The organism is Pseudomonas sp. LBUM1678 (assembly GCF_059695575.1).
The window spans coordinates 1,555,798-1,581,653 of sequence record NZ_CP166775.1 but is presented as its reverse complement, the minus strand read 5'-3'; the positions used below and the strand labels follow the sequence as shown (position 1 = coordinate 1,581,653).

Here is a 25,856-nt window from a genome sequence, read left to right as displayed (position 1 = left end):
TCAGCCGAAGCTGAAATTCAGTAGTTTTTCAGGCGAAAACTTTTTAGACGGGCATGGGAACAGCAGAAAAAAGCTGGTCAGCCCGAGAAGCCAACGCCCGGCGGTGATACGACTGCACACACCGGCGTGCTACTGACAGGTGGGGGGTAATGACTGATCCGCGCAGGCTGCTGAATCCCGCACGGCACGACGCCAGCGTTGACCGCTGAATCGACTACCGCGTTGACGAGGGAAGCAGGCATGGGCTGATCTTTTTTGATGGGTTTAACGGTGGGGTAAGAGAATCACCGAGCGCCGACTATAACCAGTGGCTGACATGGATTGCAATGACTTGGACAAAGGGCCAATAACGACAACGCCCTTCGCACAATCTACCTTTAGCGGCAAAAAAACCGCTCAAAGGAGCGGTCTTTTATTACCAATATTCACCCAAACAACCAATACCCCAACAACGTCAACACCACCACCGCCAGCACCGGCCGCAGCACGCGGTATGCCTTGGGATTACGACGCTTCCAGCGCTTGACCACACCGCTGACCTTGTCGCTGGAGCTCTTGCTCCAGGCATAAGCCTGGTTAATTCCGCCAACCCGTTCATCTTCAAGGTTCTGAGGCGCGGTAGCGCGACCGAGTACGCCGCTGATCCAGCGGTTGATACGGGTCATGACGCGGTTGCTCATCGGTCGTTCGATGTCGCAAAACAGAATGACCCGGGTTTTCTCGGTTTCGTTCTTGACCCAATGCACGTAGGTCTCATCGAACATCACATCCTCGCCATCGCGCCAGGCGTAAACCTGACCGTCGACGAAGATCCGGCAACCATCGGAGTTCGGCGTCGACAGCCCCAAGTGATAGCGCAGGGAACCGGCAAAGGGGTCGCGGTGCGGATTGAGGTGACTTCCGCCCGGCAGCAACGCGAACATTGCGCCCTTGATGTTGGGAATGCTGCTGACCAAGGCCACTGTTTTCGGGCACAAGGTTTCGGCTGATGGCAGGGGTTTGTCGTACCACTTGAGGTAAAACCGCTTCCAGCCTTTCTTGAAGAACGAACCGAAACCGGCATCGTTGTTCTTTTCGGCGGCGCAGATGTAACCCTCGTCGAACAGGTGCATGGCTTCGTCGCGGATGATTTCCCAGTTGTCCTTGAGCACATCCAGTTCCGGGAATTTGCTGCGGTCCAGATAGGGTTTGGACGGCACGCCGGAGAACAGGTACATCAAGGCGTTGTAAGGTGCGAACAGGGCCGAGTGGTTGACGAACTGCCGCAGAACCGGCAATCGCGCCTTGCCGCGCAAATGCACATAGAGGGTGCTGCCCAGGAATAGCAGCAACACTGACGCTTTCGCGGCAAAGGAAAAGGTCATCTACAGCTCCTTGAGATTAGGCTCTTCGCACAACGCCATTTACCCGACGTGGCAGCCGGCCATCATAAACATTACCGGCCTCGGGGAAAACCCGCATAACTCGACATTCAGTATTAAGGTTTGTGCAATAAAGCACTTACTAACATAAGGTTCCTGAACGGGGGCTGACGTGAATCAGCCCTCTCACAACAAGATCAAAAAGTCGCAGGCTGCTCCTACTGCTGATTTTCCGCCTCGGTAAACAGATCGCTGAACAGCATGCTCGACAGGTAGCGCTCACCGGAATCCGGCAGGATCACCACGATGGTCTTGCCCTGCATTTCCGGCGTTTCGGCCAGACGCACCGCCACCGCCATCGCGGCGCCACAGGAAATACCGCACAAAATCCCTTCTTCCTGCATCAGGCGCAAGGCCATAGCCTTGGATTCGTCGTCGCTGACCAACTCAACCCGATCGACCATCGACAAGTCCAGATTCTTCGGGACAAAACCGGCACCGATCCCCTGGATTTTGTGCGGGCTAGGCTTGATCTCTTCACCGGCAATCGCCTGGGTGATCACGGGTGACACCACCGGTTCCACTGCTATCGAGATAATCGGTTTGCCCTGGGTATTCTTGATATACCGCGAAACGCCGGTAATGGTTCCGCCGGTTCCTACACCCGCCACCAGCACATCGACCGCGCCGTCGGTATCGTTCCAGATTTCCGGGCCGGTGGTTTTTTCGTGGATGGCCGGGTTGGCCGGGTTGTCGAACTGCGACGGCATGAAGTACTTGGCCGGGTCGCTGGCAAGAATCTCGGCCGCTTTCTCGATCGCGCCCTTCATGCCCTTGGCCGGTTCGGTCAGCACCAGTTCGGCGCCCAGTGCCTTGAGGACCTTGCGTCGCTCAATGCTCATCGACGCCGGCATGGTCAGCATCAATTTGTAACCACGGGCCGCGGCAACAAACGCCAGGCCAATGCCGGTATTACCCGACGTCGGTTCGATGATGGTCATGCCAGGCTTGAGTTTGCCGGAGCTTTCTGCGTCCCAGATCATGCTCGCGCCGATCCGGCACTTGACCGAATAACCCGGGTTGCGCCCTTCGATCTTGGCCAGGATGGTCACACCGCGCGGGGCAATCCGGTTGATCTGCACCAACGGCGTATTGCCAATGGAATGGGCGTTGTCAGCGTAAATACGGCTCATGGCTGGGTCCTTGTACAGCGTTGAATAAGCTCCCAAAGGTATGCCTGTTGCCGGTGGTCGTCCAGTCAGGTCGAACGTCCGGCGACCGCCGCAGTCAATCGCTTTACATCGCCAGAGATTTGCCGTCATGAAACGTCGATACAGTTGGCCCCTGTGGACCCTCGCCGGCCTCGTTGTGCTGCTGATTGCCCTGCACATCGCCCTGCCGTACCTGGTGCGCGACTACTTGAACGACAAGCTGGCGGACATGGGCGATTACCGGGGTCAGGTGACCGACGTGGACCTGGCCCTGTGGCGCGGCGCCTATAAAATCAACGGACTGAAGATCGTCAAGGTCGACGGCAAGGTCCCGGTGCCTTTCGTCAATGCGCCGCTGATCGACCTTTCTGTCAGTTGGCACTCACTCTGGTCCGACCGCGCTGTAGTGGCCGAGGTGCAGTTCTTCAACCCCGAGGTGAACTTCGTCGACGGTGGCGCCAACAAAAAAAACTCCCAGACCGGTCAAGGCACCGACTGGCGCGCACAGCTGAGCAAACTGGCGCCGTTCACCTTTAACGAAATACGCATCTACGACGGCAAGATCACCTTTCGAAACTTCAATTCCAAGCCCCCCGTCAACATGAACGCCACCCAGGTCAACGCCAGTCTTTTCAACCTGACCAACGTGGTCGATACCGAAGGCAAGCGCGACGCCCGCTTTGAAGGCAAGGCGCTGTTGCTGGGCCACGCGCCACTGGAAACAACGGCAACCTTCGACCCGTTAAGCAACTTTGAAGATTTCGAGTTCCGTCTGCGGGCCAGGGACATTGAACTCAAACGCATGAACGACTTTGCTTCCGCCTACGGCAAGTTCGACTTCAACGCCGGTCACGGCGATGTGGTGATTGAAGCGCAAGCCAAAAAGGCCAAACTGACCGGCTACATCAAACCACTGTTGAAAGACGTCGACGTGTTCAACTGGCAGCAGGATGTGGAAAACAAGGACAAAGGGCTTTTCCGTTCCATCTGGGAAGCCATTGTCGGGGGCTCCGAAACCGTGCTGAAAAACCAGGGCAAGAACCAGTTTGCCACTCGGGTTGAACTGAGCGGCAATGTGCATCGGCAAGATATCAGCGCGTTCCAGGCGTTTTTGCAGATTTTACGCAATGGCTTTGTTCAGGCGTTCAATGCCCGGTATGAGCGGCCGAAGCCGGAGGCTGATTAGGGTTTGCGCGTAACGGTGTAGCGCCCGGTTTCTTCGGCTGCCCGCATCGGGCTCGCTTGCTGCTGCAGGAAGTCCCACCCCAGACAGGCCAGCGCCAATGATCGGGGTACCGCTTCACGCCCACTGCTATAGCGCGTGATGCTGCGGGCGCTAACCCCCAACGCTTCAGCCGCCTGATTGAGCGGCAACCCGGTACGGGCGCGCCAATCAATAAAGATCCGGGTGTTTTCGTCCGATGCGTTTTGCGCGAGCGCATCCAGATACAGGGTATCGGCGCCAATCTGGATGTCCTGCTCCGGCCACTCGACACTCCAGCCATCATCACCCGACATTGCACTTTCAAATGCGCCAGCCTCCAGCAATGGCTGCAATCCTGGATAGGCGTGCAAGTCGCGACTCAAATCGAGGGTCAGTTGCTGACCGTCGATAAAGGTCAGTGCCAAACGGTAGTCCGGCAACGCCTGTACAGCCGACAGCCGTGGTCGTTTCATGGGTAACATCGTTTCCAGTCCTCCAGCAATTGCACCTGATGGGCCCTGACCCACTCCAATGCTTCCTTGATAATCAGCGGCGGTGCCTTGCCCACCATCACTTCGACGGTTTCCAGGCTCAACATGACATCCAGCCCGCCATCCGTCAGGTGGACATGGGGCGGTGGATGATCCTTCTCGCGCAACTGAATGCGGTACGTATCGCGAAATCGATATTTAGTAGACATGCCGGGCAAGCTATCGCCAAAATGGCGATAGCTCAATACTGGCCAGCAGCCAAATCCAAGTCAAGATGTGACGCCCCATTCAGAGACTGAATAAGCCGTCTGCGTTCACAGTCGACCGGACAGCGCGTTATAGTCGGGTACTACAATTATTGCGCCCCGCCCTGCCCCGTTCAGGTCGGCGTTACCGTTCGAGGATTAGCAGATGAAGTTCGAAGGCACCCAGGCCTACGTCGCCACCGATGACCTGAAGCTGGCGGTCAACGCCGCCATTACCCTGGAGCGTCCACTGCTGGTCAAGGGCGAGCCGGGCACCGGCAAAACCATGCTCGCCGAACAACTGGCCGAGTCCTTCGGCGCCAAGTTGATCACCTGGCACATCAAGTCCACTACCAAGGCGCATCAAGGCCTGTACGAGTACGACGCGGTCAGCCGCCTGCGCGACTCGCAACTGGGCACGGAAAAGGTCCACGACGTTCGCAACTACCTGAAAAAGGGCAAGCTCTGGGAGGCTTTCGAGTCCGAAGAGCGAGTGATTCTGCTGATCGACGAAATCGACAAGGCTGACATCGAATTCCCCAACGACCTGTTGCAAGAACTCGACAAGATGGAGTTCTACGTTTACGAGATCGACGAGACCATCAAGGCCAAGAAACGCCCGATCATCATCATTACCTCCAACAACGAGAAAGAGCTGCCGGACGCTTTCCTGCGCCGCTGCTTCTTCCACTACATCGCGTTCCCCGATCGCGTGACGCTGCAGAAGATCGTCGACGTGCACTACCCGAACATCAAGAAAGACCTGGTCAGCGAAGCGCTGGACGTGTTCTTCGACGTGCGCAAGGTCCCTGGCCTAAAGAAAAAGCCATCGACCTCCGAACTGGTGGACTGGCTGAAACTGCTGATGGCCGACAACATCGGCGAAGCGGTGTTGCGCGAACGCGATCCGACCAAAGCGATTCCGCCGCTGGCAGGCGCCCTGGTGAAGAACGAACAGGATGTTCAGTTGCTTGAGCGTCTGGCGTTCATGAGCCGTCGCGGCACCCGCTAAGAGGCTGATCGCCATGCTGCTCAACCTGTTCAATGAAATGCGCGCAGCCAAGGTGCCGGTCTCGGTGCGTGAGCTGCTGGACCTGATCAACGCGCTGAAACAGCGCGTGACCTTCGCCGACATGGACGAGTTCTATTACTTGTCCCGGGCGATTCTGGTGAAGGACGAACGGCATTTCGACAAGTTCGACCGCGCGTTCGGTGCCTACTTCAATGGCCTGGAAAAACTCGACGATCACCTTCAGGCGTTGATTCCTGAAGACTGGCTGCGCAAGGAATTCGAGCGTTCCCTGACCGAAGAAGAGCGGGCCGCGATCCAGTCCCTGGGCGGCCTGGACAAGCTGATCGAAGAGTTCAAGAAACGCCTCGAGGAACAGAAAGAACGCCACGCCGGCGGCAACAAGTGGATCGGCACCGGCGGCACCAGCCCGTTCGGCTCCGGCGGTTTCAACCCGGAGGGCATTCGGGTCGGCGATGCGGGCAAGCGCCAGGGCAAAGCGGTCAAAGTGTGGGATCAGCGCGAGTACAAGAACCTCGACGATTCGGTGGAACTGGGCACGCGCAACATCAAGGTCGCCCTGCGCCGCTTGCGCAAATTCGCGCGTCAGGGTGCGGCGGAAGAGCTGGACATCGATGGCACCATCGACCACACCGCGCGCGATGCCGGCTTGTTGAACATCCAGATGCGGCCGGAGCGGCGCAACACCGTCAAGCTGTTGCTGCTGTTCGACATCGGCGGCTCGATGGACGCTCACGTGAAGATTTGCGAGGAGTTGTTCTCGGCCTGCAAGACCGAGTTCAAGCACCTGGAGTACTTCTACTTTCACAACTTCATTTATGAATCGGTGTGGAAGAACAACATGCGCCGCACGTCCGAGCGCACTTCGACCCAGGACCTGCTGCACAAGTACGGCGCCGATTACAAAGTCATCTTCATTGGCGATGCTGCGATGGCGCCGTATGAAATCACCCAGGCCGGCGGCAGTGTCGAGCACTGGAACGAAGAAGCCGGTTATGTGTGGATGCAGCGGTTCATGGAGAAGTACAAGAAGGTCATCTGGATCAACCCGTATCCGAAAGATACGTGGGGTTATACGTCTTCGACCAATATCGTGCGGGACTTGATTGATGACCAGATGTACCCGCTGACTTTGCGGGGGCTTGAAGAAGGGATGCGGTTTCTTTCCAAATAGAACGCGGACCCTGTGGCGAGGGAGCTTGCTCCCGTTGGGCTGCGCAGCAGTCCTATTTTTGGGGCCGCTTCGCAGCCCAGCGGGAGCAAGCTCCCTCGCCACAGTTAAAACCGGCGCAGATACTCGACCTGTTCGCGATGCGCCACATCCTGCACCACCGGCCGCAACCGCACCTTCGCCCCCGGCAAACACTGCGCCAGCCGTGCCAACGCCAACGGCGTCAACGCCCCCAATCGCGGATAACCGCCAATGGTCTGCCGATCATTGAGCAACACAATCGGCTGCCCATCCGGCGGTACCTGGACCGCGCCCAGCGGGATGCCTTCGGAAATCATAGGTTTGCCCTGGTACTGCAACGCCGTTCCCAGCAAGCGAATGCCCATGCGATCAGCACGGCTGTCGAGGGTCCAGACGCTGTTGAACGCATCGAACAGACTTTGCCCGCTGAACTCACCGATCTGCGCGCCGAGGACCACATCCAGTGGTGAATCGACGTTGAAGTCCGGCCGATGCTCCATCGGCAACTCCCGCAGCAATAACAGCGCACTCCCGCGATAGCTCAGCGGCGCGCCTTTGGCCAAAGGCCGACCCATTCCATCCAGACCGCCGAGTTCTTCACGAACCACCGTCGCACTGCTGCCCAACACCTTCGGCGCGTCAAAACCGCCCGGTGCCGCCAGATAGGCTCGCGCCCCGAGCAACGGCTGAGTGAACTTCAATCGCTGGCCTTTGTTCAGTCGGAAACTGCGCCACGGCGCCAGTGCCTCGCCATCTACCTGCGCGCCCAGGTCCGCCCCGGCCAGCGCCAATACGCAATCTTCTTCGGCCACAACGCTGAATCCGCCGAGGGTGATTTCAATCACCGGCGCATCCAGACCGTTACCCAGCAGCCAGTTGGCCCACGACATCGAGCGCCAATCCAGTCCGCCGCCCTGGGTCACGCCCAGATGCCGCACACCGAAACGGCCGGCGTCCTGCAACAGGCACAGCGGCGTACTCGCCTCAATCAATAGATGGCTCATGCCTGGGCCTCCAATGGCGTGTCGTCACCGCCCAGGTTGATGAACTCGGCATGACTGACCGCTTCAAAGCGCACGGTGTCACCCGGTTGCATCAGGCTGTAGCCGTCGCGCTCGCGGTCGAACAATTTGGCCGGCGTGCGGCCGATCAGGTTCCAGCCGCCAGGGGAAACCACCGGGTAAGCGGCGGTTTGCCGCTCGGCGATACCGACGCTGCCGGCGGCAACCTTTTTGCGCGGCGTATTCAGTCGCGGCGCGGCGAGTACTTCCTCCACCAGCCCCATGAAGGCGAACCCCGGTGCAAATCCCAAGGCGAACACCTGATACTCGCGCTCGCTGTGGCGCCGGATCACTTCGTCCACCGACAGCCCGCTGCGCTGAGACAACAGCCTCAACTCCGGGCCAACGCTCAAGTCATACCAGACCGGCAGCACATGGCATTTGCCGCCGGTGCGGGCATTGGGCGACAGATCGATCAGCGCTTCGGCGATCAGTTCCCGGGCCTGCGCCGGACTTAATGCGGTCAGATCGTAATGCACCATCAAGGTCGTATAGGACGGCACCAGATCAATCAGATGCCCGGCGAACGCAGCACGCAGGTTTTCGCTGGCCGCCAGCATCCACGGCATGTTGGCTTCGGCAATTTCATCGAACAAACGCACCATCAGGCAATCCAGCGCCACCACCTCAACCCGCGGTTTCATGGTGCGCTCTGCTGATCAAGGGCTTCACGAATCCGGCGCACGGCTGCTACCGAACTGGCGTTGTCGCCGTGGACGCAGAGGGTGTTGGCCTGCAGATGCAAGGCGCTTCCGTCGCTGGCGGTGAGGGTGTCGCCACGGGCGATGGTCAGCGCTTGCTCGATAATCCGCTCGGGATCGTGGTGCACCGCCCCCGGCAGTTGCCGCGAAACCAACATGCCGGCGCTGTCGTAGGCGCGGTCGGCGAAGGCTTCGAACCACAGGGTCACGCCGTATTCATCACCCAGTTGCTGGGCGGCACTGTTGTCGCGAGTGGCCATCAGCATCAGCGGCAGGGTCCGGTCATACGCCGCTACGGCCTGAAGCACCGCGCGCAATTGCGCCGGGTTGGCCATCATGTCGTTGTACATCGCGCCGTGGGGTTTGACGTAACTCAACCGACCGCCCTGGGCCCGGCAAATGCCGTCGAGAGCGCCGATCTGGTAATGCAGAATGTCCTGAAGTTCCTGGGCGGCGTAGGCCATAGAACGGCGGCCGAAACCGACCAGATCCTGATAGGCCGGGTGTGCGCCGATCTGCACGCCGTTGCTCAGGGCCAGGCTGACGGTCTTGCGCATGATGCTCGGGTCGCCGGCATGGAAGCCGCAGGCGATGTTGGCGCAATCAATGAAGGGCATGACCTCGGCGTCCAGACCCATGGTCCAGTTGCCGAAACTCTCGCCGATGTCGCAGTTCAATAGCAGGCGGCTCACGGTGAACACTCCTGTAGGCATTTTCTTTTTTTACTGTGGGGCAGTTGCCCGCAGATTATCAGTTGCTGGCGTTTGTTATTGGGCGTCGAGTTGCTTGCCACGGGTTTCCGGCAGGCTTAACGCTGCAATGATCACCACACCGTAGGACACCGCCGCAAACGCCCCGATGCCTACGCTCAACGGCACCGTCTGGCTCAGCAAGCCGATCAGCAGCGGGAACAACGCCGCCAGCGCCCGGCCGATGTTGTAGCAAAAGCCCTGCCCCGAACCGCGAATCCGCGTCGGAAACAGCTCGGTCAAAAACGCGCCCATGCCACTGAAAATCCCCGAGGCGAAGAAGCCCAGCGGGAAGCCCAGCCACAGCATCACGCCGTTACTGACCGGCAATTGGGTGTAGAGCAGCACGATGGTGAACGAGCCCACGGCGAACAGGATGAAGTTCTTTTTGCGCCCGAGGATGTCAGTCAAATACGCGCTGATGACGTAGCCGACGTAGGAACCGACGATCACCATCGCCAGATAACCACCCGTGCCGAGTACGCTCAATCCGCGCTCGTTCTTCAGAAAAGTCGGCAACCAGGACGTGATCGCGTAGTAACCGCCCAGTGCGCCCGTGGTCAGCACCGAAGCGCGAATGGTGGTGAACAGGATGCCGGGGGCGAAGATCTCGTAGAACTTCGCCGCGTTGCCGGGTTCCTGTTTGGCCTTGGCTTCGCGGTAGATTTCCGGGTCCTTGACCAGTCGACGGACGAAAATCACGAAAATCGCCGGCACGATGCCAAGGATGAACAACGCGCGCCAGGCATCTTCCGGCGGCAATACCGAGAACAGCAGCGCATAGAGAATCGCCGTCAGCCCCCAACCCAGCGCCCAGCCCGATTGCACCATGCCCACCGCTTTGCCGCGGTCCTTGGCGCGAATCACTTCGCCCATCAGCACCGCGCCGGCGGTCCACTCACCGCCAAAGCCGAAGCCCATCAAGGTGCGGCTGATCAAGAGTTGCTCGTAGTTTTGCGCGAAGCCGCAGAGGAAGGTGAAGAAGGCGAACCACAGCACGGTCAGTTGCAACGTGCGCACGCGGCCGATGCGGTCCGACAGAATTCCCGCCACCCAACCGCCGATGGCTGAAGCAATGAGCGTGCTGGTGTGAATCAGCCCGGCCTCGCCGGTCGTGATGCCCCACATGGCAATCAGGGTCGGCACCACGAAGCTGAGCATCTGGGTGTCCATGCCGTCCAGGCCATAGCCGATCTTGCAGCTCCAGAAGGTGCGGCGTTCCTGCTGATTGATGTTGCGATACCAGTCGAAAGGTCCCGGGCGAGCCGTGGCTTTCGGGATGGCGGTAGTGTCGGGCGCACTCATGGCAACTCTCCGTGCAAATTTTATTGGTATTGTTCTGAGCCCCGACGACGCCTATCGTGGGAACCGGATGGCCTGATTTTTGGGCGCCTGGGCCTGTTGCGTCCAACTAATAAAACCCCGCCCTAGACATAAGATTTCTTTATCCCCGAGCTGATCCCATGAACCTGAAGTTTCTTGAGACCTTCGTCTGGGTCGCCAGACTCAAGAGTTTTCGCCTGACGGCAGACAAGCTCTTCACCACCCAGGCGTCGATTTCCAGCCGCATCGCGGTGCTCGAAGGCGAGCTCGGGGTGAAATTGTTTTTGCGTGATTCGCGGGGCGTGAGCCTGACGCCCGAAGGCTTGAAAGTGCTCGAATACGCCGAGCAAATGATGGACACCATGCAGGCCCTCAAGCAGTCGATCGAGACACGCTCAAGCAAGGTCGGGCGCGTGCGGATCGGCGTGATGGACACCGTGATCCACACATGGCTGAGCCCGTTGGTGGCACAGATGATGGATCATTACCCGTTGGTGGAAATCGAGCTGGTGGCCGATACGGCGCTCAACCTCTGCGATCAGCTGCAAAAAGGCTTTCTCGATCTGATCCTGCAAACCGACTTTGTGCGTCAGGAAAGCGTGCGCAGCCTGGAGCTGGCGAGCCATCCGATGGGCTGGATCGTGGCCAGTAACTCGATCTACAACCGTGAGTACTCAGGGATTGCCGAGCTGGCTCGCGAGCGAATCATTACTTACTCGAAGAACTCACATCCGCATCAGGACATTCTGAGCCTGATGCAGGCTAACGGGGTGATGACGCCCCGGCTGAACTGCGTGAATTCGGTGTCGGCGATTACCCGGTTGCTGCGCGACGGATTCGGGATTGGTGCGTTACCACCGGTCCTGGTGGCCGAGGAGCTGGCGCGGGGGGAACTGACCTTACTGGCTATTGACCAACAGCTGCCTAATTTGCAGGTCGTGGTGTCGTGGCGGGTTGGCGTGGAGTGGGTCGAGGAGATTGTGGCGTTGTGTCAGCAGGTGCTGGAGGGGTATGCGCGCAAGGTGGGCGAAGACTACATCACCCTCAGCAAGCCAACCGTTTAAACCTGATACACAAACCCTGTGGCGAGGGAGCTTGCTCCCGCTGGGCTGCGCAGCAGCCCCAAAACAGACACTCTCAGTGCGCCAAGGAAACCGAAGTGACCGGATTTACGACTGCTGCGCAGCCGAGCGGGAGCAAGCTCCCTCGCCACAAAGCCTCCTCGCCACAGAGATCGCATTGGCACCCTTACAACCCACGCACATCCCGATCTTCGATCGGCCGGCTCTGGCGCAGGCGTTTGCCGCCCAGCACCACCCAGTCGATCAGACGGAACAGGCATTCAATGCCGAAGGACAACAGCAGCGCACCGCTCATGCCCCAGATCATCGCTTCCGGTGTCAGCAGGATCTGATAGCTGTAGCCATTCCAGGTTTCCTTGCGAATATCCGGATCAGCCGCCAGCGCAACCTGCAGGACGCGGATGTACCACGGGCCCTGCATGGCCTGGAACTGTTTATCGAGCGCCAGCTGACGGGTGAGCAGGGTGCTCAGGCTGTCGGCGTCGCTGCGAAAAATCGGGTCTTCGCTGGCGCGGTAGTGGGCGACCAGCGCCTGCATATCGCCCTTGAAGAACTGATTGGCCGTACCCTGAAAACCGCTCAACCCGGTCTGCGCCTCAATCAGATGCGCTTCGACACGCTTGGCGTAATCGTTGATGAACCCCGGCACCTGGACACCGATCAACAGGCCCGCCGCAAACAACACCAGCCGTAGATAACTGAGCAACATCGGGTGAGATCCTTATTCGGTCTTGCCCTGGTTGACGCATTCGCCGCGTCGCCAGAGGCTCCATTGGCCCGGTTCGTAGCGGGTCCAGGTTTCGTTTTCAGTCAGGGGTTCGGTGGCGATCACCGTGACCACATCGTTGGGCGTGGTTTCGGCCTGGAAATCGACGATCACATCGACATCCTTCAAGCGCGCCGGGCCGAACGGCGCGCGACGGGTGATCTGGGCCAATTTGGTCGAGCAATAGCAGAACAGCCAGTCGCCGTCGCTGAGCAGGCAGTTGAACACGCCTTTGCTGCGGTATTCGGCGCAAGCGGCGACCAGATCCGGCAACAACGCTTCGATCTCGACCGGCTCCGGAAACGCTGCGCGCACACGGTTGAGCAAATCGCAGAACGCCGCTTCGCTGTCGGTGTCACCGACGGGGCGGTAAAAGCTGTTGATCGGCTGAAAATCCGCGAGCTGGCCGTTGTGGGCGAAACACCAGTTGCGCCCCCACAGCTCGCGCACGAACGGATGCGTGTTGGACAGGCAGACTTTGCCAACGTTGGCCTGGCGAATGTGCCCGATCACCACTTCGCTTTTGATCGGATAGCGTTGCACCAGGTTGGCCACTTCGGACTCGCAGCTCGCCGCAGGGTCCTGAAACAGCCGCAGGCCGCGCCCCTCGTAGAAAGCGATGCCCCAACCGTCACGGTGTGGGCCGGTGCGGCCGCCACGCTGCATCAGCCCGGTGAAGCTGAACACGATATCGGTCGGCACATTGGCGCTCATGCCCAATAACTCACACATGCTCGGATTCTCGCTTCAAGGCCGGATTACAAACGCGGTTCGACCCGCAATCGCTGAGGGTTGCTCGGCACAGGAGGGCGACCGTAACGGTCATCGCCGGCACCGCCGAACGGATGATCGTCGTCAGGATCGTCGGCCCGGGCCGCGGCCTTGGAGGCGGCTGCCTGTTCCTTGCGAGCGTTGGCGGCGCGTTCGATCGGGAAGCGGATCGCCACGTAAACCAGGTAAATGCCGAAGGCGATCATGCCGTACATGAACAGATCGGAAACCGCCCGCCAGGCATTGTTGCCGACCTTGAACAGCAGATCGAGTGCAGTGATGGCGATGGCCGGGGCCACTTTTTCCTTCACCGGGTCGATAATGGTCGGGCTGAACAGCAGCACCGCAACCAGCAGCCGCAGCGGTTCGCGCAGCCAACGCCACATCCAGCGGGTGATGCGCATCCACACCAACAGGCAGCCTAAAGCGGCAAAGGCGTAGAGGCCCCAAGCGATCAGATAGTCGTTCTCGGTCATGGTGTCCATGGCAAGGCAGGCAAAGAGGCGCTTATAGTAACGACTTTTCGCCCGTCAGGCGTAATCCATGTGGGAGCGAACTGTGGCGAGGGAGCTTGCTCCCGTTCGGCTGCGAAGCAGTCGCAGAGCTTTTGGGGTCGCTTCGCAACCCAGCGGGAGCAAGCTCCCTCGCCACAAAGGCTCGCTCCCACAGGATCAGCAGAGGCATCAAGATTTGCATATTGCCTGCGAAGCCCTCTATTCCGCACATTGTCCGAGAGCCATTCATGCCCTTATCCGCCAACGTCACCAGCGCCCCGATTGCCCACAAGGCTGACGGCCCTGACCCGTATGCCTGGCTGCAGGAGCGCGACACCGACGCGGTGCTCGACTACCTCAAGGCTGAAAACAGCTATCAAGAGGCGCAAACCGCCGATCAGGCCGCGCTGCGCGAAACCCTGTTCGAGGAGATCAAGGGCCGGATTCTCGAAACCGACCTGTCACTGCCCTCCCCTTGGGGTCCGTACCTGTATTACACGCGCACCACCGCCGGTGACGAATACGCCCGCCACTACCGCTGCCCGCGTCCGGCCGATGACAGCCTGCAGCTCGACGAAAGCCAGGAACAGCTGCTGTTGGACCCGAACGAACTGGCCAACGGCGGCTTCTTTTCCCTCGGCGCGTTCAGCATCAGCCCGGACCATCAGCGCCTTGCCTACAGCATCGACGCCACGGGCGATGAGATTTACACGCTGTTCGTGAAGGAATTATCCAGCGGCCGTGTCAGCGAACTGGAATTCCAGGACTGCGACGGCAGCATGACCTGGGCCAACGACAGCCTGACCCTGTTTTTCGGCGAACTGGACGATACCCACCGCCCGCACAAACTGTTGCGCTATCGACTGGACGGCACGGCGGCCGAAGAAGTGTTCAATGAGCCGGACGGACGATTCTTCCTGCATTGCTACCGCTCCAGTTCCGAACAGCAATTGCTGCTGTCGCTGGGCAGCAAGACCACCAGCGAAGTCTGGGTCCTCGACGCCTCGCAGCCGCAGCAGGCCTTTACCTGCCTGGCGCCACGGGTCGAAGACCACGAATACGACGTCGACCACGGCACGCTGAACGGCGAGTGGGCCTGGTTCATCCGTACCAACCGCGACGGCATCAACTTTGCCCTGTATACCGCCGTCGACACCGGCGTTGCGCCGACCGAGGCCGACTGGCAGAACCTGATCCCCCACAGCGACACCACAATGATCGAGGGCATGAGCCTGAACGTCGGCGCGATGACCCTGAGCCTGCGGGTCGGCGGCTTGCCGGTCATTGAAGTGCACCCGCAGGACCTGCCGAGCTACCGCGTGCAACTGCCGGATGCGGCGTACAGCCTGCATGTGCAGAACAGCCTTGAGTTTGTCAGTGACAGGATCCGTCTGCGTTACGAGGCCTTGAACCGCCCGGCGCAGATCCGTCAGCTTGAGCTGGACAGTGGCGAGCAGAAAGTCCTCAAGGAAACCCCGGTGCTCGGCCCGTTCGACGCCGACGCTTACGTCAGCCAGCGCCTGTGGGCGACGGCACCCGACGGCACGCAAGTGCCGATCAGCCTCGTGGTCAAACGCGAAGCACTCGGTCAGCCGACGCCACTGTATCTCTACGGCTACGGCGCCTATGGCGAAAGCCTCGACCCGTGGTTTTCCCACGCCCGCCTGAGTCTGCTGGATCGCGGCGTGGCATTTGCTATCGCCCACGTGCGTGGAGGCGGTGAACTGGGCGAAGCCTGGTATCGCGCCGGCAAGCAGGAGCACAAGCACAACACCTTCAGCGACTTTATCGCCTGTGCCGAACACCTGATCGACAATGGTTTCACCACGTCGCAGCAATTGGCGATCAGCGGCGGCAGTGCCGGTGGTTTGCTGATCGGCGCGGTGCTCAATCAGCGTCCGGAGCTGTTCGGCGCAGCCATTGCCGAGGTGCCGTTCGTCGACGTGCTCAACACCATGCTCGACCCGGACCTGCCGCTGACGGTTACGGAATACGACGAGTGGGGCAATCCTGAAGAACCGGACGTTTATGATCGGATCAAGGCCTACGCCCCGTACGAAAACGTCACCGCGCAAGCCTATCCGGCGACCCTGGTGATCGCCGGCTACAACGACAGTCGCGTGCAGTACTGGGAAGCGGCGAAATGGGTAGCGAAACTGCGCGCAACCAAAACCGACACCCATCCCCTGCTGCTCAAGACTGAATTGGGCGCCGGGCATGGCGGGATGAGCGGTCGTTATCAAGGATTGCGTGACGTAGCACTCGAATACGCATTTGTTTTCAAGGTTTTGGGGATTGCCTGAGGAACTTGGCTCGGCGTGCTGGTCTTAACACCAGACACCGGGCCCGAGGCCACACAACTCCACTGTAGGAGCGAGCCTGCTCGCGATGGGGCCAGCACATCCAACATCGATGTTGAATGACAACCCGCTATCGCGAGCAGGCTCACTCCCACAGGGGATTGGGGACATCCCGAACAACCGGAAACAGACACAAAAAAAAGACCGTGCCGACATGTCAGAACCGACCTTATTGAACAACGAAATCCGCGACTGGCTGATGGACTGCGGCCTGTTCGATCAGCTGCTGCCTGCGGACTTCGCCGCCGCCTCCGGCTACTTCAGCATCAGCACCATCCCCGAAGGCGAAGAGATTTTCCATGAGGGTGATGCCGGCAGTTTCATGTGCATCATCCACACCGGCCAGGTGTCGGTGCAGAAGACCAACGGCGACGGGCAACTGGTGACCATGGCCACCTTGCGCAGCGGTCGCTCGTTCGGCGAAATGGCCGTGCTCGATGGCGAACGCCGCTCGGCCAGTTGCGTGGCCGCCAGCAATTGCCAGCTGCTGAACCTGGGCAAGGACTCTCTGGAAAAGATGATCAACGACGCGCCTAAAATTGCCGCCAAGATCATCCGCGCCCTCGCCGTCGCGCTCTCCAAACGCCTGCGCATGGCCGATGGGCAACTGCTCTCGCAGCAGGTTTAACCCCCGGGCGACTTGGTCTTCGTGTTGTTTGGCTCAAGGCCTGGCACTGGTTGATCCTTTGTCGGCGGACTGGGCATGTTGATCGGCACCAGCGGTGGGCCACCACTGCCAGGCCCGGTCCTGGGTGCGGTGGAGGGGGTGATTTGCGGGTACGGCGTAGGTGTCGCGGTGCCGGGCGAACCGGGCGTCAGCGCCGGGCTGATCGGAACGGGTTGCAACTGCTGGGCCTGCACTGCAGTTATCGAGAGCGCGGCCAAGGCAATGACCGTTAGAATGGTGCGCTTCATCAATGGCTCCGTTGGCCTTGTTGTCATTGGCAGGCTACTCCCAACTGCCTCTGTTTGCCTTCCCCCAATTTGAGATTTCCATGAAACGTTTCGTTCTGCTCGACACCGCCCCTATCCCTGAAAACGGCGGCGCCTTGTGCCTGTTCGAGTATGGCGAGGATTTCGTCATCAAGATCCAGGGCGGCGACGGCGGGCAGTTGATGAACACCCGCATGCACGGCTCCGAAGATGCCTTGGCCGAGATCCCGTGCCGCAAGGTGGCCGGCCGACCGAATTCGCGTGTGCTGATCGGCGGCCTGGGCATGGGCTTCACCCTCGCCTCGGCGCTCAAGCATTTAGGCAAGACGGCTGAAGTGGTGGTCGCCGAGCTGGTGCCTGGCGTGGTGGAGTGGAATCGCGGGCCGCTGGGCGAGAAAGCCGGCAATCCGCTGCTCGACCCGCGCACCGTGATTCGTATGGAAGACGTGGCCAAAGTGCTGCAAGCCGAGCCACAAGGTTTCGACGCCATCATGCTCGACGTCGACAACGGCCCCGAAGGCCTGACCCAAAGGGCCAACAGCTGGCTTTACTCCGCCGGTGGCCTGAGCGCTTGCGCCAAGGCCCTACGGCCCAAAGGCGTGCTGGCGGTGTGGTCGGCCAGCGCCGACAAACAATTTTCCGACAAATTGAAGAAGGCCGGTTTCAAGGCTGAGGAAGTGCAGGTGTTCGCCCACGGCAACAAAGGCACCCGCCACACCATCTGGATTGCCGAGAAGCTCAAGGGCTGAGCTAAACTCCGTTCATAACCGTCATTAGTCTTTTACAAAGGTGAACCCATGAGTTCGTCAACACCTCCGACCAACACGTCGAAACTGGACCGCATCCTTGCCGACAATCAGCGTGACAAGGAAATGGGTTACCGCGACAAGGCCCTGAAGATGTACCCGCACGTGTGCGGCCGCTGCGCCCGCGAGTTCTCCGGCAAACGCCTGAGCGAACTGACCGTGCACCACCGCGACCACAACCACGACAACAACCCTCAGGATGGCTCGAACTGGGAATTGTTGTGCCTGTATTGCCACGACAACGAACACTCGCGGTACACCGACCAGCAGTATTTTCACGAAGGCTCGCTGAGCACGCCGAAAATTGCCAAGGCCACGCACAACCCGTTTGCGGCGTTGGCCGGCCTCATGAAAAAAGATGATTGAATATCTTCATTGCCTGACCCGGCCCCATCGCTAGCAGGCTAGCTCCCACAGGGGATCTTCTGTGCACATCAGTATTTGTGAACGCCCAAGATCCAATGTGGGAGCTAGCCTGCTAGCGATAGCAATTGTTCAGACACCACCAATCTCCAAACCGGACACCCCTCCCCCCAATCCCCGTATAATCGCCGTTTTTTCCCCGAAGGCACCCCGCTCGTGGCAGACAAACGGTACAGCTGCATTGGTTTGTATAACCCCAAATCACCGGAAAACGTTGGCTCGGTGATGCGCGCCGCCGGCTGCTATGGCGTGGCGTCCGTGTTCTACACCGGCAAGCGTTATGAACGCGCCGCCGACTTCGTCACCGACACCAAGCGCGTCCACTACGACATCCCGCTGATCGGCATCGACGATTTGAAGAAAATCCTGCCATTGGGCTGTGTGCCCGTCGCGGTGGAGCTGGTCGAAGGCGCCCGCTCGCTGCCGGAATACACCCACCCCGACCGCGCGCTGTACATCTTCGGCCCGGAAGACGGCTCGCTGGATAAAGAGATTCGCGACTGGTGCGAAGACGTGGTCTACATCCCGACCACCGGTTGCATGAACCTGGCCGCCACGGTCAACGTCGTTCTCTACGACCGCATGTCCAAGGGACTCAATACCCGTTCCGGGGCAAAATTCCGCTGAATCACCGCACATTCGATGGAACAAGCCGCCCGCTCCGGCAGTCAGCTTAACTATCTATTGTTGAAGCAGTCATTCCTGCCTGGAGACAGATCATGAGCGAACTCAAACGCGTAGAACGCATCGAATCCACCCCGTTCCAGACTCATTCCGAGCAGAACGTCCACGGCTGGGAGCGCGTCGGCTCCCTCGCTGGTGGCGTGCTGATGATGGGCAAGGGCCTGCGTCGCGGCGGTATCTTCGGGTTGATTCAAGTCGCGATTGGCGGTGTCGCGCTGGCTCGCGGAATTACCGGGCACAGTTCGGCGAAGAGTCTGCTGCAGAAAAGCCGTCAGGACATGAACAACGTTCGGGCGAAGATCGAGCGGGCCGGGGAAGAATTGAGCAAGCTGAAGGCGAATGCCGAGGCGGCGACCAATACCGCTACGGTGACGGGCAATGATTCGTTGAAGTCGCCTAAAACCGGGGTTTGATCCGGGTTTTTCGCTGAGGCTGATGGCCTCTTCGCGGGCAAGCCTCGCTCCTACAGGTATTGTGTCTTTCGGGACATTTATGAACGACGCAAAACTTGCAGGAGCGAGGCTTGCCCGCGAAGGCGGTATTACTGGAGTAACTCGGTATCCAGAACCTTCGACGATTCGCCAATCACGCTTTCCGCGAGTTGCACAAACTCCTTGGTATCCACGCTCTCCAGATGCATCGCCCCACGCAACACATCATCCAGCGACCGCTTGTTGCGCGTCTTCAAGCGAATCTCGCGATCCAGTTCCTGCAGTAACAACACCGCTTTCGACACCTGCGCCGGGTTCACCTGTTCGCCACGCAACGTGGTGACTTTCTGGCTGTCCTTGACCAGCTTGCCGTGCAAACTTTCATACCGCTCATCACTCATGCCACCGGCGCGGCGGACCAGTTCGATGGCGTAGTACTCGGCAAACCCTTCGCTGACCCAGTCACTGCGCTGCTTGTCGTTGATCCGCCCGAACACCTGCGCCAATTCACGCACCAACGTACTGGTGCCGCTTTCGCTGACCAGCGGCAGTCGCGCGTTGAGATAGATCGATTCACGTGCGGCCAGGCTGCCACGCCACATCGGGTTGTTGGCGCCGACGATCAACAGTTTGGTGGGATGACGCGGGAACACCGCTTGAACCTGCGGCCAGACAAAGGTCAGCAGCGTCAGCACGTCCATGCGGCGCATGCCCTGGCCGTGGGGCGAAGCGACGGAGACTTCGGTTTCCCCCAGCCGCGTGCGACGACTGCCGAGGTGACCGGCGAGCATCCAGCCTGTGGGCCGGTCAAACAGTCGGGAGACGTTATCGATGCGGAATTTGTTCTTGCCGATGCGCGGCCAGGCGGTTTCGACGCTTTTCCAGCCGCTGGGCAATTCAAATTCAAGGCGTGACACCAACTCGATACCGTCCTGCTGATCCAGTTTGGCCGGTGGCACCAGATCGTCGCCGCGCATCAACGCCCAGGTCGGGGTCATGCGCGTATCGAAGCTGCCGCTTTTGCGCCCGTGGCTGATGCGCACGCGGTAGGTCAGGCTGGCCTTGTCAGTGGCTGGACGCCAAACCCCACGCGTCTGCTTGCCCGGTGTGAGCTGCCATTGGCCGTCGGCCTTGAAGTCACTGTAGTGGCTGCCGTCGCCCAGATCGAAATCCAGACTGCGCACCGCCGAGCCCTGGGCCAGCGTCAGCCGCACTTCGGCCTGATCGCTTTGCGGCAACAGGCGCACGTGGTAATCCAGATCGACCTTCTTTGCCGCCCACACAGACGAACTCAGGGCCAATAGCCCAACGGTCAACGCCAGCCGCAATCCCACAGCCATACACACTCCTTTGTAAAACTAGCCGGCCCGGAAAATCAGGTGATCTTCCCAATCATCTTCGTCCACGCTGCCTTCGGCGAGCATGCGCCCCGACTGGGAGATACGTTCGTGGTGCACCGCATCGCGATCACCGCACACCAGGTGATGCCAGAGTGGCAGGTCCTTGCCTTCACTGACCAGGCGATAACCGCAGGTCGGCGGCAGCCATTTGAACTCGTCAGCCTTGCCCGGCGTGAGCTGGATGCAATCGGGGACGAAGTCCCGGCGGTTCGGGTAGTCGGTGCACTGACAGGTGTTCAGGTCCAGCAGTTTGCAGGCGATGCGCGTGTAATAGACGGAGTTGTCGTCTTCATCTTCGAGCTTTTGCAGGCAGCACAGGCCACAGCCGTCGCACAGCGATTCCCATTCCTGGGGATCGAGTTGATCGAGGGTTTTGCGCATCCAGAACGGTTCGACTTTGGCGGCCATGGTTCGAGCATCGACATCAGGTGGTGAAAAGGCCGCCAGTCTAGTGCCAAGGTCCTTGCGGGCCAAGCATTGGCGACTGCCGGTAGAACGGGGCTTGTCAGTTATTGCGCCGCCACGTAGCTTTGCCAGTCGCAAGGAGCCATGCCCAAATGCCATCAACGCTCAACCGCGTTGCATTCAGGTGAACTGCCAGGCTCTGGAAAACCTTAACGCTCAGCTCAACTGCGCCCGCAGGTTTCAGACGACCCTCACTTTCAAACGAAGCAAGGAATCTCTTGATGAGTGCAAATCCACGCGTTGCCGATTATGCGATCCACCCTCAGTTCACCGATCGCTGGTCGCCCCGCGCCTTCACCGGCGAAACCATTGCCGAAGAAACCTTGCTGAGCTTCTTCGAAGCCGCACGCTGGGCGCCATCGGCCTACAACTCGCAGCCTTGGCGGTTTCTCTACGCGCGTCGCGATACGCCGAACTGGGAGCGCTTCCTGGGCCTGCTGAATGAATTCAACCGCGGCTGGGCGCAACACGCCTCGGCGCTGGTGATTGTGATCTCGAAAACCACCTTCGCCGTACCCGGCGCCACCGAAGAAACCCCGGCCCTGTGGCACACCTTCGACACCGGTTCGGCCTGGGGCCACCTGGCGCTGCAAGCGAGCATCAGCGGCTGGCACACCCACGGCATGGCCGGTTTCGACCAGGACCTGACCCGCAAGGAGCTGAACATTCCTGAAGGTTATGCACTGCACGCGGCAGTGGCCGTGGGCAAACTGGGCGATAAAGCGACGCTGGCCGATTACCTGCAAGCGCGCGAAGAACCAAGCCCACGTCGCCCGCTGAGCGAACTGGCGGCCGAAGGCGACTTCACCCTCTAAACCACACCACAAAACCAAATGTGGGAGCGAGCCTGCTCGCGATGAGGCCGGCACATTCAACATCAATGTTGACTGACACACCGCCATCGCGAGCAGGCTCGCTCCCACAGTTGATTTCAGGTGTTCTCACAATAGTGGATTCACCGCAGATCCCCATGTGGGAGCAAGCTTGCTCGCGATGAGGCCGTCATGCTCAACATCAATGTTGACTGACACACCGCCATCGCTAGCAGGCTAGCTCCCACAGTTGATTTCTGGTGTTCTCAAAATAGTGGATTCACCGCAGATCCCCATGTGGGAGCAAGCTTGCTCGCGATGAGGCCGTCATGCTCAACATCAATGTTGACTGACACACCGCCATCGCTAGCAGGCTAGCTCCCACAGTTGATTTCTGGTGTTCTCAAAATAGTGGATTCACCGCAGATCCCCATGTGGGAGCGAGCCTGCTCGCGATGGCGGTGTATCAGTCGCCGTAAATATCGGCTGACAGATCGCTATCGCGAGCAGGCTCGCTCCCACAGGTTTTGCACATTGTTCGAGTAAGTGGTGGGCTCAATAGCCGCGATTGAAATCCACTTCTCCGCGCAACCCCTCGCCCGCCTGATACGCCCGCAGGTTTTCGACAAACAGGTTCACCATCATCGATGGCGAGGTCGGTGCCGAGCTGTGGCCGGTCAGCAGCAAGCCCCAGGCCGTCCAGAATGGATGACGCTGCGGCAGCGGTTCCTGGCGGCAGACGTCGATTACCGCGCCCGCCAGATGCCCTTCTTTCAAGGCTTCCACCAGGTCCGCGTCGACCACGGCCACGCCCCGCCCGACGTTGATGAACAATCCGGTCGGCTTGAACTGCTTGAACAGCGCCGCATCGTACAAATCGTGGGTATTGGGGGTGTTAGGCAGCAGATTGATGACGAAATCCACTTCACCGACCAGACGCGGCAAGTCCGCCAGCGCGCCGACTTCAACAAACGGCGCCTGCTCGCGGGCTTCGCTGGCAATGCCATACAACTCGACGCCAAACGGCACGAGGAACTGCGCCACGGTCTGGCCGATGTCACCGGTGCCGACGATCAACACTTTGCGCCCCGCCAGGCTTTGGCCCTGGCGACTGTCCCACTTGCGCTCGACCTGGCTGACCAGTCGCGCCAGCACTTCACGCTCGTGGCCGAGCATGTAGGTCAGAACGTATTCGGCCATGACCTGACCAAAAATCCCGACCGCACGCGTCAGGCGATAATCGCGGCGCAGACCGTCGGCCAGCAACGGCGTAATGCCGGCCCATGTCGATTGCAGCCATTGGGGCTGGTGGCCCTGGCGCAACAGGTTCGCCAACAGGTCCGGCTGGCCCAGCCAGATCGGGCAGTCGGCCGCCTGGCTGGCCAATTCTGCGGAGTCGCCGCTGGTCAGCACTTCCAGGTCAGGCGCAGCCTGACGCAACAGTTGGGCGTACACAGGGTGGTCGTGTTCAGCAATCAGAACGCGCATGGTTCAAACCTTTCGAAAACAGTGCAGACGGCCGCCGACGGAGTATCGCTCCGTCGCCCTGGCCATCGCCAAAATCATTCCAGTGTTTCACACAGACTCTGAACAGAGCCTGTCTGCCGATCACATCGGGTCGTTGCGTCGCAGCAATTCTTCCGGCAAGTGTTCGATGTATTCGTCTTCGGCCGGTGGCATTTGCAGGTGGTAGCCCTGCTTCTCAAGGTTTTCCAGGACCACGGTGATGTCCTCGCGCGACAGTTTGCGCTCGGGGGTCAGCACCAGATCGAAAGCATGATGAGGTTTGCCAAAGGCGGCCATCAGACTTTCCGGGACGCGCTCCAGTGCATCGCTTTTGAGCACATAGAGGTACATCTCGTTTTTCTTCAGGCTTCGGTAGATGGAGCAAATACGTTTCAAGGCTGTTCTCCGGCGGTGGCCAGGCTGTCGAGCAGCGCCTGGCCCATCAATTCGCGGCGCCAGCCACGCAGCGAATCAGGCAATTGGTAAGGACCGTTGGGGTAGCCGCTCTTGAGCAGCGCTTCCAGGGTTTTCTTGCGCAGCATCAGCTCCGGCGCAATGTTCAGGCGCTCGGCTTCGGCCTGACCGATCGCACGCAGCTGTTTGACCAGGGTGGCGGCGTCTACCGGCAATGGCTCCGGCACGGCGGGCGGCCATTGATCTGGCGACACACTGCCAGAGCGCTTGATCAGATCAAGCAGAAATTCGCCGTCCTGACGCACGGTACGCGGGTGCATGTCTTCGATTTTCGCCAGCGCGCCGAGGTTGTCAGGTTGCGTACGGGCCAACGGCCATAGTGAATGCTCACGCACGATGCGATTGCGCGGCAGGTCACGGGCGCGCGCTTCGCGTTCACGCCAGGCGCAGAGTTCACGCAATACGGCGAGTTGTGCGCGGGAGAGCTTCCAGGCCAGTTTGGCTTCGCGATAGACCTCGTACGGATCGATCTCGCGGCGCAAGTTGGCCACCAGCTCGGCGCCGTCCTCCAGGACCCAGTTGTACTTATCGTCAGAAAGCTTCGGACGCAGCTGTACGAAAACTTCCGCCAGGTGCAAGGCATCTTCGGCGGCGTAGCTGATCTGGGTGTCGGAAAGCGGACGTTGCAGCCAGTCGGAACGGGTCTCGCCCTTGGGCAGGTCGATGCCCAGCACTTCCTGCACCAGTCGCGAATAACCCATCGAGAAACCGAGGTTCAGGTAGGCGGCGGCCAGTTGCGTATCGAACAGCGGCGCCGGCAGGCTGCCGGTCAGGCGCAGCAACACTTCGAGGTCTTCGCTGCACGCATGGACAACTTTGACCACGGCCGGGTTTTCCAGCAACGCGGCCAGGGGCTGCCAGTTGTCGATGGTCAGCGGGTCAATCAGGTAAGCGCGTACGCCATCGCCGATCTGCAGCAGGCCTGCGATCGGATAAAAGGTGTCGACCCGCATGAATTCGGTGTCGAGGGCAACGAATGGCAGCTGCTGCCACTCGGCGCAAAACTGACCGAGGCTATCGTTGTCGCGAATCCAGTGAATATCGATGGCCACACGGCTCTCCCTTGAAGAATGGCGCGCAGTATATATCGCCCCCGGCGATTTCCGCGCATCCACTGAACAAGAGCTTTAGCGAAAAGACCTGCCAGACGGCAAGAAATGTCTGACAAGCGGAGGTTAACTGGCCTTACGCAGCACGTAGACCCGCATCCGAGCACAACCGGGCAGAAAGTCCTGGTGACTGAGCAAGCGGAAACCCGCTTGCCTGAATTCGGCTTCGACCTCGGCCTTATCCGCCAGCTGCTGGGGGTCAGTGCCCGCTGCGCTTGATCGGCGAAGCTTGAAATGCGCAGCGACCCGTACCGCGACAATCACGGTATCGCGACTCACACGGTGGAACTCTTTAAGCAAGGCCAACCGATGCTCCGGGCTGGTGATGTGCTGAAACAGTTGCATGCAAAAAATGCTGTCCACCGCGTTCGCTGACAAACCGAGGGTGAAGGCCGAACTCTGGAACGTATTGATCCGTTGGAGCAGGCTTTGCGAATGGTGAGTCTGGGCATGATCGAGCATGTCCTGCGAATGATCGGACGCGAGGATCACGCGGTTCGCATGCTCGACCAACACCGGCCAGTAACGCCCGGCGCCGCACGCCACATCAAGCATCAAGCCCGGCTCGCCGGCGACCTTGAGCGCGTTGCGCACCAGTTGCTCGTCGCGCCAGAACGTCAAGCGCCCCGCCAGGCCACGCGGTCGCGGCTGAAGGCAGACGCGGCTGTGTTCCTGATCGTAGCGCCGGGCGAACTCAAGCTCGATGGCGGATGGGGGCTGCGCAGACATGTGCACTGACTCTTGTAGGAAATATGTACCGGCCGCAGGTTAA

30 protein-coding genes are annotated in these 25,856 nt (G+C 59.9%); 11 read left to right on the top strand and 19 right to left on the bottom strand.

All coding sequences use genetic code 11. The annotated features are described in order from the left end of the window. Window positions 1-77: 77 nt before the first annotated feature. From ACA070_RS07155 to cysK, 3 genes are all read right to left on the bottom strand, one after another. Window positions 78-242: a hypothetical protein gene (locus tag ACA070_RS07155; protein WP_497450589.1), complete on the bottom strand. Its 165-nt coding sequence runs from the start codon at window positions 240-242 to the stop codon at window positions 78-80. 183 nt (window positions 243-425) lie between these two features. Continuing rightward, a complete protein-coding gene (locus tag ACA070_RS07150) occupies window positions 426-1,364 on the bottom strand; it encodes an aspartyl/asparaginyl beta-hydroxylase domain-containing protein (RefSeq protein WP_497450588.1) in 939 nt (312 codons plus the stop codon). A gap of 215 nt (window positions 1,365-1,579) precedes the next feature. After that, window positions 1,580-2,554, bottom strand: a complete 975-nt coding sequence (gene cysK / locus ACA070_RS07145; RefSeq protein WP_497450587.1) for a cysteine synthase A — start codon at window positions 2,552-2,554, stop codon at window positions 1,580-1,582. Window positions 2,555-2,681: 127 nt separating this feature from the next. Between cysK and ACA070_RS07140 the strand changes: the two genes are divergently transcribed. Beyond that, a complete protein-coding gene (locus tag ACA070_RS07140; protein WP_497450586.1) occupies window positions 2,682-3,758 on the top strand; it encodes a DUF748 domain-containing protein in 1,077 nt (358 codons plus the stop codon). On the opposite strand, the gene ACA070_RS07135 is transcribed toward ACA070_RS07140, so the two are convergent. Together ACA070_RS07135 and ACA070_RS07130 are read right to left on the bottom strand one after the other, a co-directional pair. Continuing rightward, on the bottom strand, window positions 3,755-4,258 hold the full coding sequence (locus ACA070_RS07135; RefSeq protein WP_497450585.1) for a DUF2442 domain-containing protein: 504 nt from the start codon (window positions 4,256-4,258) through the stop codon (window positions 3,755-3,757). The genes ACA070_RS07140 and ACA070_RS07135 overlap by 4 nt on opposite strands. Next, window positions 4,246-4,476, bottom strand: a complete 231-nt coding sequence (locus ACA070_RS07130) for a DUF4160 domain-containing protein (RefSeq protein WP_497450584.1) — start codon at window positions 4,474-4,476, stop codon at window positions 4,246-4,248. Before ACA070_RS07130 ends, ACA070_RS07135 begins: the two co-directional genes overlap by 13 nt. 202 nt (window positions 4,477-4,678) lie before the next feature. On the opposite strand from ACA070_RS07130, the gene ACA070_RS07125 reads away from it, so the two are divergent. Together ACA070_RS07125 and ACA070_RS07120 are read left to right on the top strand one after the other, a co-directional pair. Further along, window positions 4,679-5,524, top strand: a complete 846-nt coding sequence (locus ACA070_RS07125) for an AAA family ATPase (RefSeq protein ID WP_010462104.1) — start codon at window positions 4,679-4,681, stop codon at window positions 5,522-5,524. Window positions 5,525-5,537: 13 nt separating this feature from the next. After that, window positions 5,538-6,716, top strand: coding sequence for a vWA domain-containing protein (locus ACA070_RS07120; protein ID WP_077749161.1), 1,179 nt, complete (start codon window positions 5,538-5,540; stop codon window positions 6,714-6,716). 104 nt (window positions 6,717-6,820) lie between these two features. Here ACA070_RS07120 and ACA070_RS07115 read toward each other — a convergent pair whose 3' ends face one another. The 4 genes from ACA070_RS07115 to ACA070_RS07100 form a co-directional block, all read right to left on the bottom strand. After that, window positions 6,821-7,738: a 5-oxoprolinase subunit C family protein gene (locus tag ACA070_RS07115; protein ID WP_497450583.1), complete on the bottom strand. Its 918-nt coding sequence runs from the start codon at window positions 7,736-7,738 to the stop codon at window positions 6,821-6,823. After that, window positions 7,735-8,439, bottom strand: a complete 705-nt coding sequence (locus tag ACA070_RS07110; protein WP_497450582.1) for a 5-oxoprolinase subunit B family protein — start codon at window positions 8,437-8,439, stop codon at window positions 7,735-7,737. The genes ACA070_RS07115 and ACA070_RS07110 overlap by 4 nt, the downstream gene beginning before the upstream one ends. After that, on the bottom strand, window positions 8,436-9,188 hold the full coding sequence (locus ACA070_RS07105) for a 5-oxoprolinase subunit PxpA (RefSeq protein ID WP_497450581.1): 753 nt from the start codon (window positions 9,186-9,188) through the stop codon (window positions 8,436-8,438). Before ACA070_RS07105 ends, ACA070_RS07110 begins: the two co-directional genes overlap by 4 nt. Before the next feature lie 75 nt (window positions 9,189-9,263). Next, on the bottom strand, window positions 9,264-10,550 hold the full coding sequence (locus tag ACA070_RS07100) for an MFS transporter (RefSeq protein ID WP_497450580.1): 1,287 nt from the start codon (window positions 10,548-10,550) through the stop codon (window positions 9,264-9,266). A 158-nt stretch (window positions 10,551-10,708) separates the two neighbouring features. Here ACA070_RS07100 and ACA070_RS07095 point away from each other — a divergent pair, with 158 nt between their 5' ends. Next, entirely contained in the window at window positions 10,709-11,632 is a 924-nt protein-coding gene (locus tag ACA070_RS07095; protein WP_497450579.1) for a LysR family transcriptional regulator, read from the top strand. Window positions 11,633-11,816: 184 nt separating this feature from the next. Here the strand turns inward: ACA070_RS07095 and ACA070_RS07090 are convergent, their stop codons facing one another. Genes ACA070_RS07090 through ACA070_RS07080 form a run of 3 tightly spaced genes read right to left on the bottom strand, consistent with a single transcriptional unit; the run spans window position 11,817 to window position 13,672 of the window. Then, complete coding sequence (locus ACA070_RS07090) at window positions 11,817-12,359, bottom strand: DUF2937 family protein (protein ID WP_448092066.1); 543 nt, start codon at window positions 12,357-12,359, stop codon at window positions 11,817-11,819. Between the two features lie 12 nt (window positions 12,360-12,371). Continuing rightward, on the bottom strand, window positions 12,372-13,148 hold the full coding sequence (locus tag ACA070_RS07085; protein WP_497450578.1) for a class II glutamine amidotransferase: 777 nt from the start codon (window positions 13,146-13,148) through the stop codon (window positions 12,372-12,374). Window positions 13,149-13,174: 26 nt separating this feature from the next. After that, window positions 13,175-13,672, bottom strand: a complete 498-nt coding sequence (locus ACA070_RS07080; RefSeq protein WP_497450577.1) for an MFS transporter — start codon at window positions 13,670-13,672, stop codon at window positions 13,175-13,177. A 257-nt stretch (window positions 13,673-13,929) separates the two neighbouring features. On the opposite strand from ACA070_RS07080, the gene ACA070_RS07075 reads away from it, so the two are divergent. Further along, on the top strand, window positions 13,930-15,984 hold the full coding sequence (locus ACA070_RS07075; RefSeq protein ID WP_497450576.1) for a S9 family peptidase: 2,055 nt from the start codon (window positions 13,930-13,932) through the stop codon (window positions 15,982-15,984). A gap of 211 nt (window positions 15,985-16,195) precedes the next feature. Next, window positions 16,196-16,669: a cyclic nucleotide-binding domain-containing protein gene (locus ACA070_RS07070; protein WP_461984791.1), complete on the top strand. Its 474-nt coding sequence runs from the start codon at window positions 16,196-16,198 to the stop codon at window positions 16,667-16,669. On the opposite strand, the gene ACA070_RS07065 is transcribed toward ACA070_RS07070, so the two are convergent. Then, entirely contained in the window at window positions 16,666-16,956 is a 291-nt protein-coding gene (locus ACA070_RS07065; RefSeq protein ID WP_497450575.1) for a hypothetical protein, read from the bottom strand. The two genes, ACA070_RS07070 and ACA070_RS07065, sit on opposite strands and share 4 nt — an antisense overlap. An 80-nt stretch (window positions 16,957-17,036) precedes the next feature. On the opposite strand from ACA070_RS07065, the gene ACA070_RS07060 reads away from it, so the two are divergent. From ACA070_RS07060 to ACA070_RS07045, 4 genes are all read left to right on the top strand, one after another. Beyond that, complete coding sequence (locus ACA070_RS07060; RefSeq protein ID WP_027925870.1) at window positions 17,037-17,723, top strand: spermidine synthase; 687 nt, start codon at window positions 17,037-17,039, stop codon at window positions 17,721-17,723. 48 nt (window positions 17,724-17,771) lie between these two features. Next, window positions 17,772-18,146 (top strand): YajD family HNH nuclease, encoded by a 375-nt coding sequence (locus ACA070_RS07055; RefSeq protein ID WP_461980127.1) that lies wholly within the window; start codon window positions 17,772-17,774, stop codon window positions 18,144-18,146. Window positions 18,147-18,359: 213 nt separating this feature from the next. Beyond that, window positions 18,360-18,830, top strand: a complete 471-nt coding sequence (locus ACA070_RS07050; RefSeq protein WP_008153126.1) for an RNA methyltransferase — start codon at window positions 18,360-18,362, stop codon at window positions 18,828-18,830. A gap of 92 nt (window positions 18,831-18,922) precedes the next feature. Beyond that, a complete protein-coding gene (locus ACA070_RS07045; RefSeq protein ID WP_497450574.1) occupies window positions 18,923-19,300 on the top strand; it encodes a YgaP family membrane protein in 378 nt (125 codons plus the stop codon). A gap of 128 nt (window positions 19,301-19,428) precedes the next feature. Here the strand turns inward: ACA070_RS07045 and ACA070_RS07040 are convergent, their stop codons facing one another. Next, entirely contained in the window at window positions 19,429-20,658 is a 1,230-nt protein-coding gene (locus ACA070_RS07040; protein WP_497450573.1) for a hypothetical protein, read from the bottom strand. 18 nt (window positions 20,659-20,676) lie between these two features. Continuing rightward, entirely contained in the window at window positions 20,677-21,126 is a 450-nt protein-coding gene (locus tag ACA070_RS07035) for a YcgN family cysteine cluster protein (protein ID WP_497450572.1), read from the bottom strand. A gap of 278 nt (window positions 21,127-21,404) precedes the next feature. On the opposite strand from ACA070_RS07035, the gene ACA070_RS07030 reads away from it, so the two are divergent. Next, window positions 21,405-21,998, top strand: coding sequence for a nitroreductase family protein (locus ACA070_RS07030; RefSeq protein WP_131060411.1), 594 nt, complete (start codon window positions 21,405-21,407; stop codon window positions 21,996-21,998). A 552-nt stretch (window positions 21,999-22,550) separates the two neighbouring features. On the opposite strand, the gene ACA070_RS07025 is transcribed toward ACA070_RS07030, so the two are convergent. From ACA070_RS07025 to ACA070_RS07010, 4 genes are all read right to left on the bottom strand, one after another. After that, window positions 22,551-23,483: a D-2-hydroxyacid dehydrogenase gene (locus ACA070_RS07025; RefSeq protein WP_497450571.1), complete on the bottom strand. Its 933-nt coding sequence runs from the start codon at window positions 23,481-23,483 to the stop codon at window positions 22,551-22,553. A 120-nt stretch (window positions 23,484-23,603) separates the two neighbouring features. Then, window positions 23,604-23,897 carry a YcgL domain-containing protein gene (locus ACA070_RS07020; protein ID WP_007898694.1) on the bottom strand — a complete coding sequence of 98 codons (294 nt, stop codon included), beginning with the start codon at window positions 23,895-23,897 and terminating at the stop codon, window positions 23,604-23,606. Further along, window positions 23,894-25,027: a ribonuclease D gene (gene rnd / locus ACA070_RS07015; protein ID WP_497450570.1), complete on the bottom strand. Its 1,134-nt coding sequence runs from the start codon at window positions 25,025-25,027 to the stop codon at window positions 23,894-23,896. The genes ACA070_RS07020 and rnd overlap by 4 nt, the downstream gene beginning before the upstream one ends. A 123-nt stretch (window positions 25,028-25,150) precedes the next feature. After that, entirely contained in the window at window positions 25,151-25,813 is a 663-nt protein-coding gene (locus tag ACA070_RS07010; RefSeq protein WP_497450569.1) for a class I SAM-dependent methyltransferase, read from the bottom strand. Window positions 25,814-25,856 lie beyond the last annotated feature (43 nt).

What these genes read in the sequence shown, in the direction of transcription:
- ACA070_RS07155 (WP_497450589.1), bottom strand. Translation starts at nt 242, where the DNA reads ATGCCTGCTTCCCTCGTCAACGCGGTAGTCGATTCAGCGGTCAACGCT.
- ACA070_RS07150 (WP_497450588.1), bottom strand. Translation starts at nt 1,364, where the DNA reads ATGACCTTTTCCTTTGCCGCGAAAGCGTCAGTGTTGCTGCTATTCCTG.
- cysK (WP_497450587.1), bottom strand. Translation starts at nt 2,554, where the DNA reads ATGAGCCGTATTTACGCTGACAACGCCCATTCCATTGGCAATACGCCG.
- ACA070_RS07140 (WP_497450586.1), top strand. Translation starts at nt 2,682, where the DNA reads ATGAAACGTCGATACAGTTGGCCCCTGTGGACCCTCGCCGGCCTCGTT.
- ACA070_RS07135 (WP_497450585.1), bottom strand. Translation starts at nt 4,258, where the DNA reads ATGTTACCCATGAAACGACCACGGCTGTCGGCTGTACAGGCGTTGCCG.
- ACA070_RS07130 (WP_497450584.1), bottom strand. Translation starts at nt 4,476, where the DNA reads ATGTCTACTAAATATCGATTTCGCGATACGTACCGCATTCAGTTGCGC.
- ACA070_RS07125 (WP_010462104.1), top strand. Translation starts at nt 4,679, where the DNA reads ATGAAGTTCGAAGGCACCCAGGCCTACGTCGCCACCGATGACCTGAAG.
- ACA070_RS07120 (WP_077749161.1), top strand. Translation starts at nt 5,538, where the DNA reads ATGCTGCTCAACCTGTTCAATGAAATGCGCGCAGCCAAGGTGCCGGTC.
- ACA070_RS07115 (WP_497450583.1), bottom strand. Translation starts at nt 7,738, where the DNA reads ATGAGCCATCTATTGATTGAGGCGAGTACGCCGCTGTGCCTGTTGCAG.
- ACA070_RS07110 (WP_497450582.1), bottom strand. Translation starts at nt 8,439, where the DNA reads ATGAAACCGCGGGTTGAGGTGGTGGCGCTGGATTGCCTGATGGTGCGT.
- ACA070_RS07100 (WP_497450580.1), bottom strand. Translation starts at nt 10,550, where the DNA reads ATGAGTGCGCCCGACACTACCGCCATCCCGAAAGCCACGGCTCGCCCG.
- ACA070_RS07095 (WP_497450579.1), top strand. Translation starts at nt 10,709, where the DNA reads ATGAACCTGAAGTTTCTTGAGACCTTCGTCTGGGTCGCCAGACTCAAG.
- ACA070_RS07090 (WP_448092066.1), bottom strand. Translation starts at nt 12,359, where the DNA reads ATGTTGCTCAGTTATCTACGGCTGGTGTTGTTTGCGGCGGGCCTGTTG.
- ACA070_RS07085 (WP_497450578.1), bottom strand. Translation starts at nt 13,148, where the DNA reads ATGTGTGAGTTATTGGGCATGAGCGCCAATGTGCCGACCGATATCGTG.
- ACA070_RS07080 (WP_497450577.1), bottom strand. Translation starts at nt 13,672, where the DNA reads ATGGACACCATGACCGAGAACGACTATCTGATCGCTTGGGGCCTCTAC.
- ACA070_RS07075 (WP_497450576.1), top strand. Translation starts at nt 13,930, where the DNA reads ATGCCCTTATCCGCCAACGTCACCAGCGCCCCGATTGCCCACAAGGCT.
- ACA070_RS07070 (WP_461984791.1), top strand. Translation starts at nt 16,196, where the DNA reads ATGTCAGAACCGACCTTATTGAACAACGAAATCCGCGACTGGCTGATG.
- ACA070_RS07065 (WP_497450575.1), bottom strand. Translation starts at nt 16,956, where the DNA reads ATGAAGCGCACCATTCTAACGGTCATTGCCTTGGCCGCGCTCTCGATA.
- ACA070_RS07060 (WP_027925870.1), top strand. Translation starts at nt 17,037, where the DNA reads ATGAAACGTTTCGTTCTGCTCGACACCGCCCCTATCCCTGAAAACGGC.
- ACA070_RS07055 (WP_461980127.1), top strand. Translation starts at nt 17,772, where the DNA reads ATGAGTTCGTCAACACCTCCGACCAACACGTCGAAACTGGACCGCATC.
- ACA070_RS07045 (WP_497450574.1), top strand. Translation starts at nt 18,923, where the DNA reads ATGAGCGAACTCAAACGCGTAGAACGCATCGAATCCACCCCGTTCCAG.
- ACA070_RS07040 (WP_497450573.1), bottom strand. Translation starts at nt 20,658, where the DNA reads ATGGCTGTGGGATTGCGGCTGGCGTTGACCGTTGGGCTATTGGCCCTG.
- ACA070_RS07035 (WP_497450572.1), bottom strand. Translation starts at nt 21,126, where the DNA reads ATGGCCGCCAAAGTCGAACCGTTCTGGATGCGCAAAACCCTCGATCAA.
- ACA070_RS07030 (WP_131060411.1), top strand. Translation starts at nt 21,405, where the DNA reads ATGAGTGCAAATCCACGCGTTGCCGATTATGCGATCCACCCTCAGTTC.
- ACA070_RS07025 (WP_497450571.1), bottom strand. Translation starts at nt 23,483, where the DNA reads ATGCGCGTTCTGATTGCTGAACACGACCACCCTGTGTACGCCCAACTG.
- ACA070_RS07010 (WP_497450569.1), bottom strand. Translation starts at nt 25,813, where the DNA reads ATGTCTGCGCAGCCCCCATCCGCCATCGAGCTTGAGTTCGCCCGGCGC.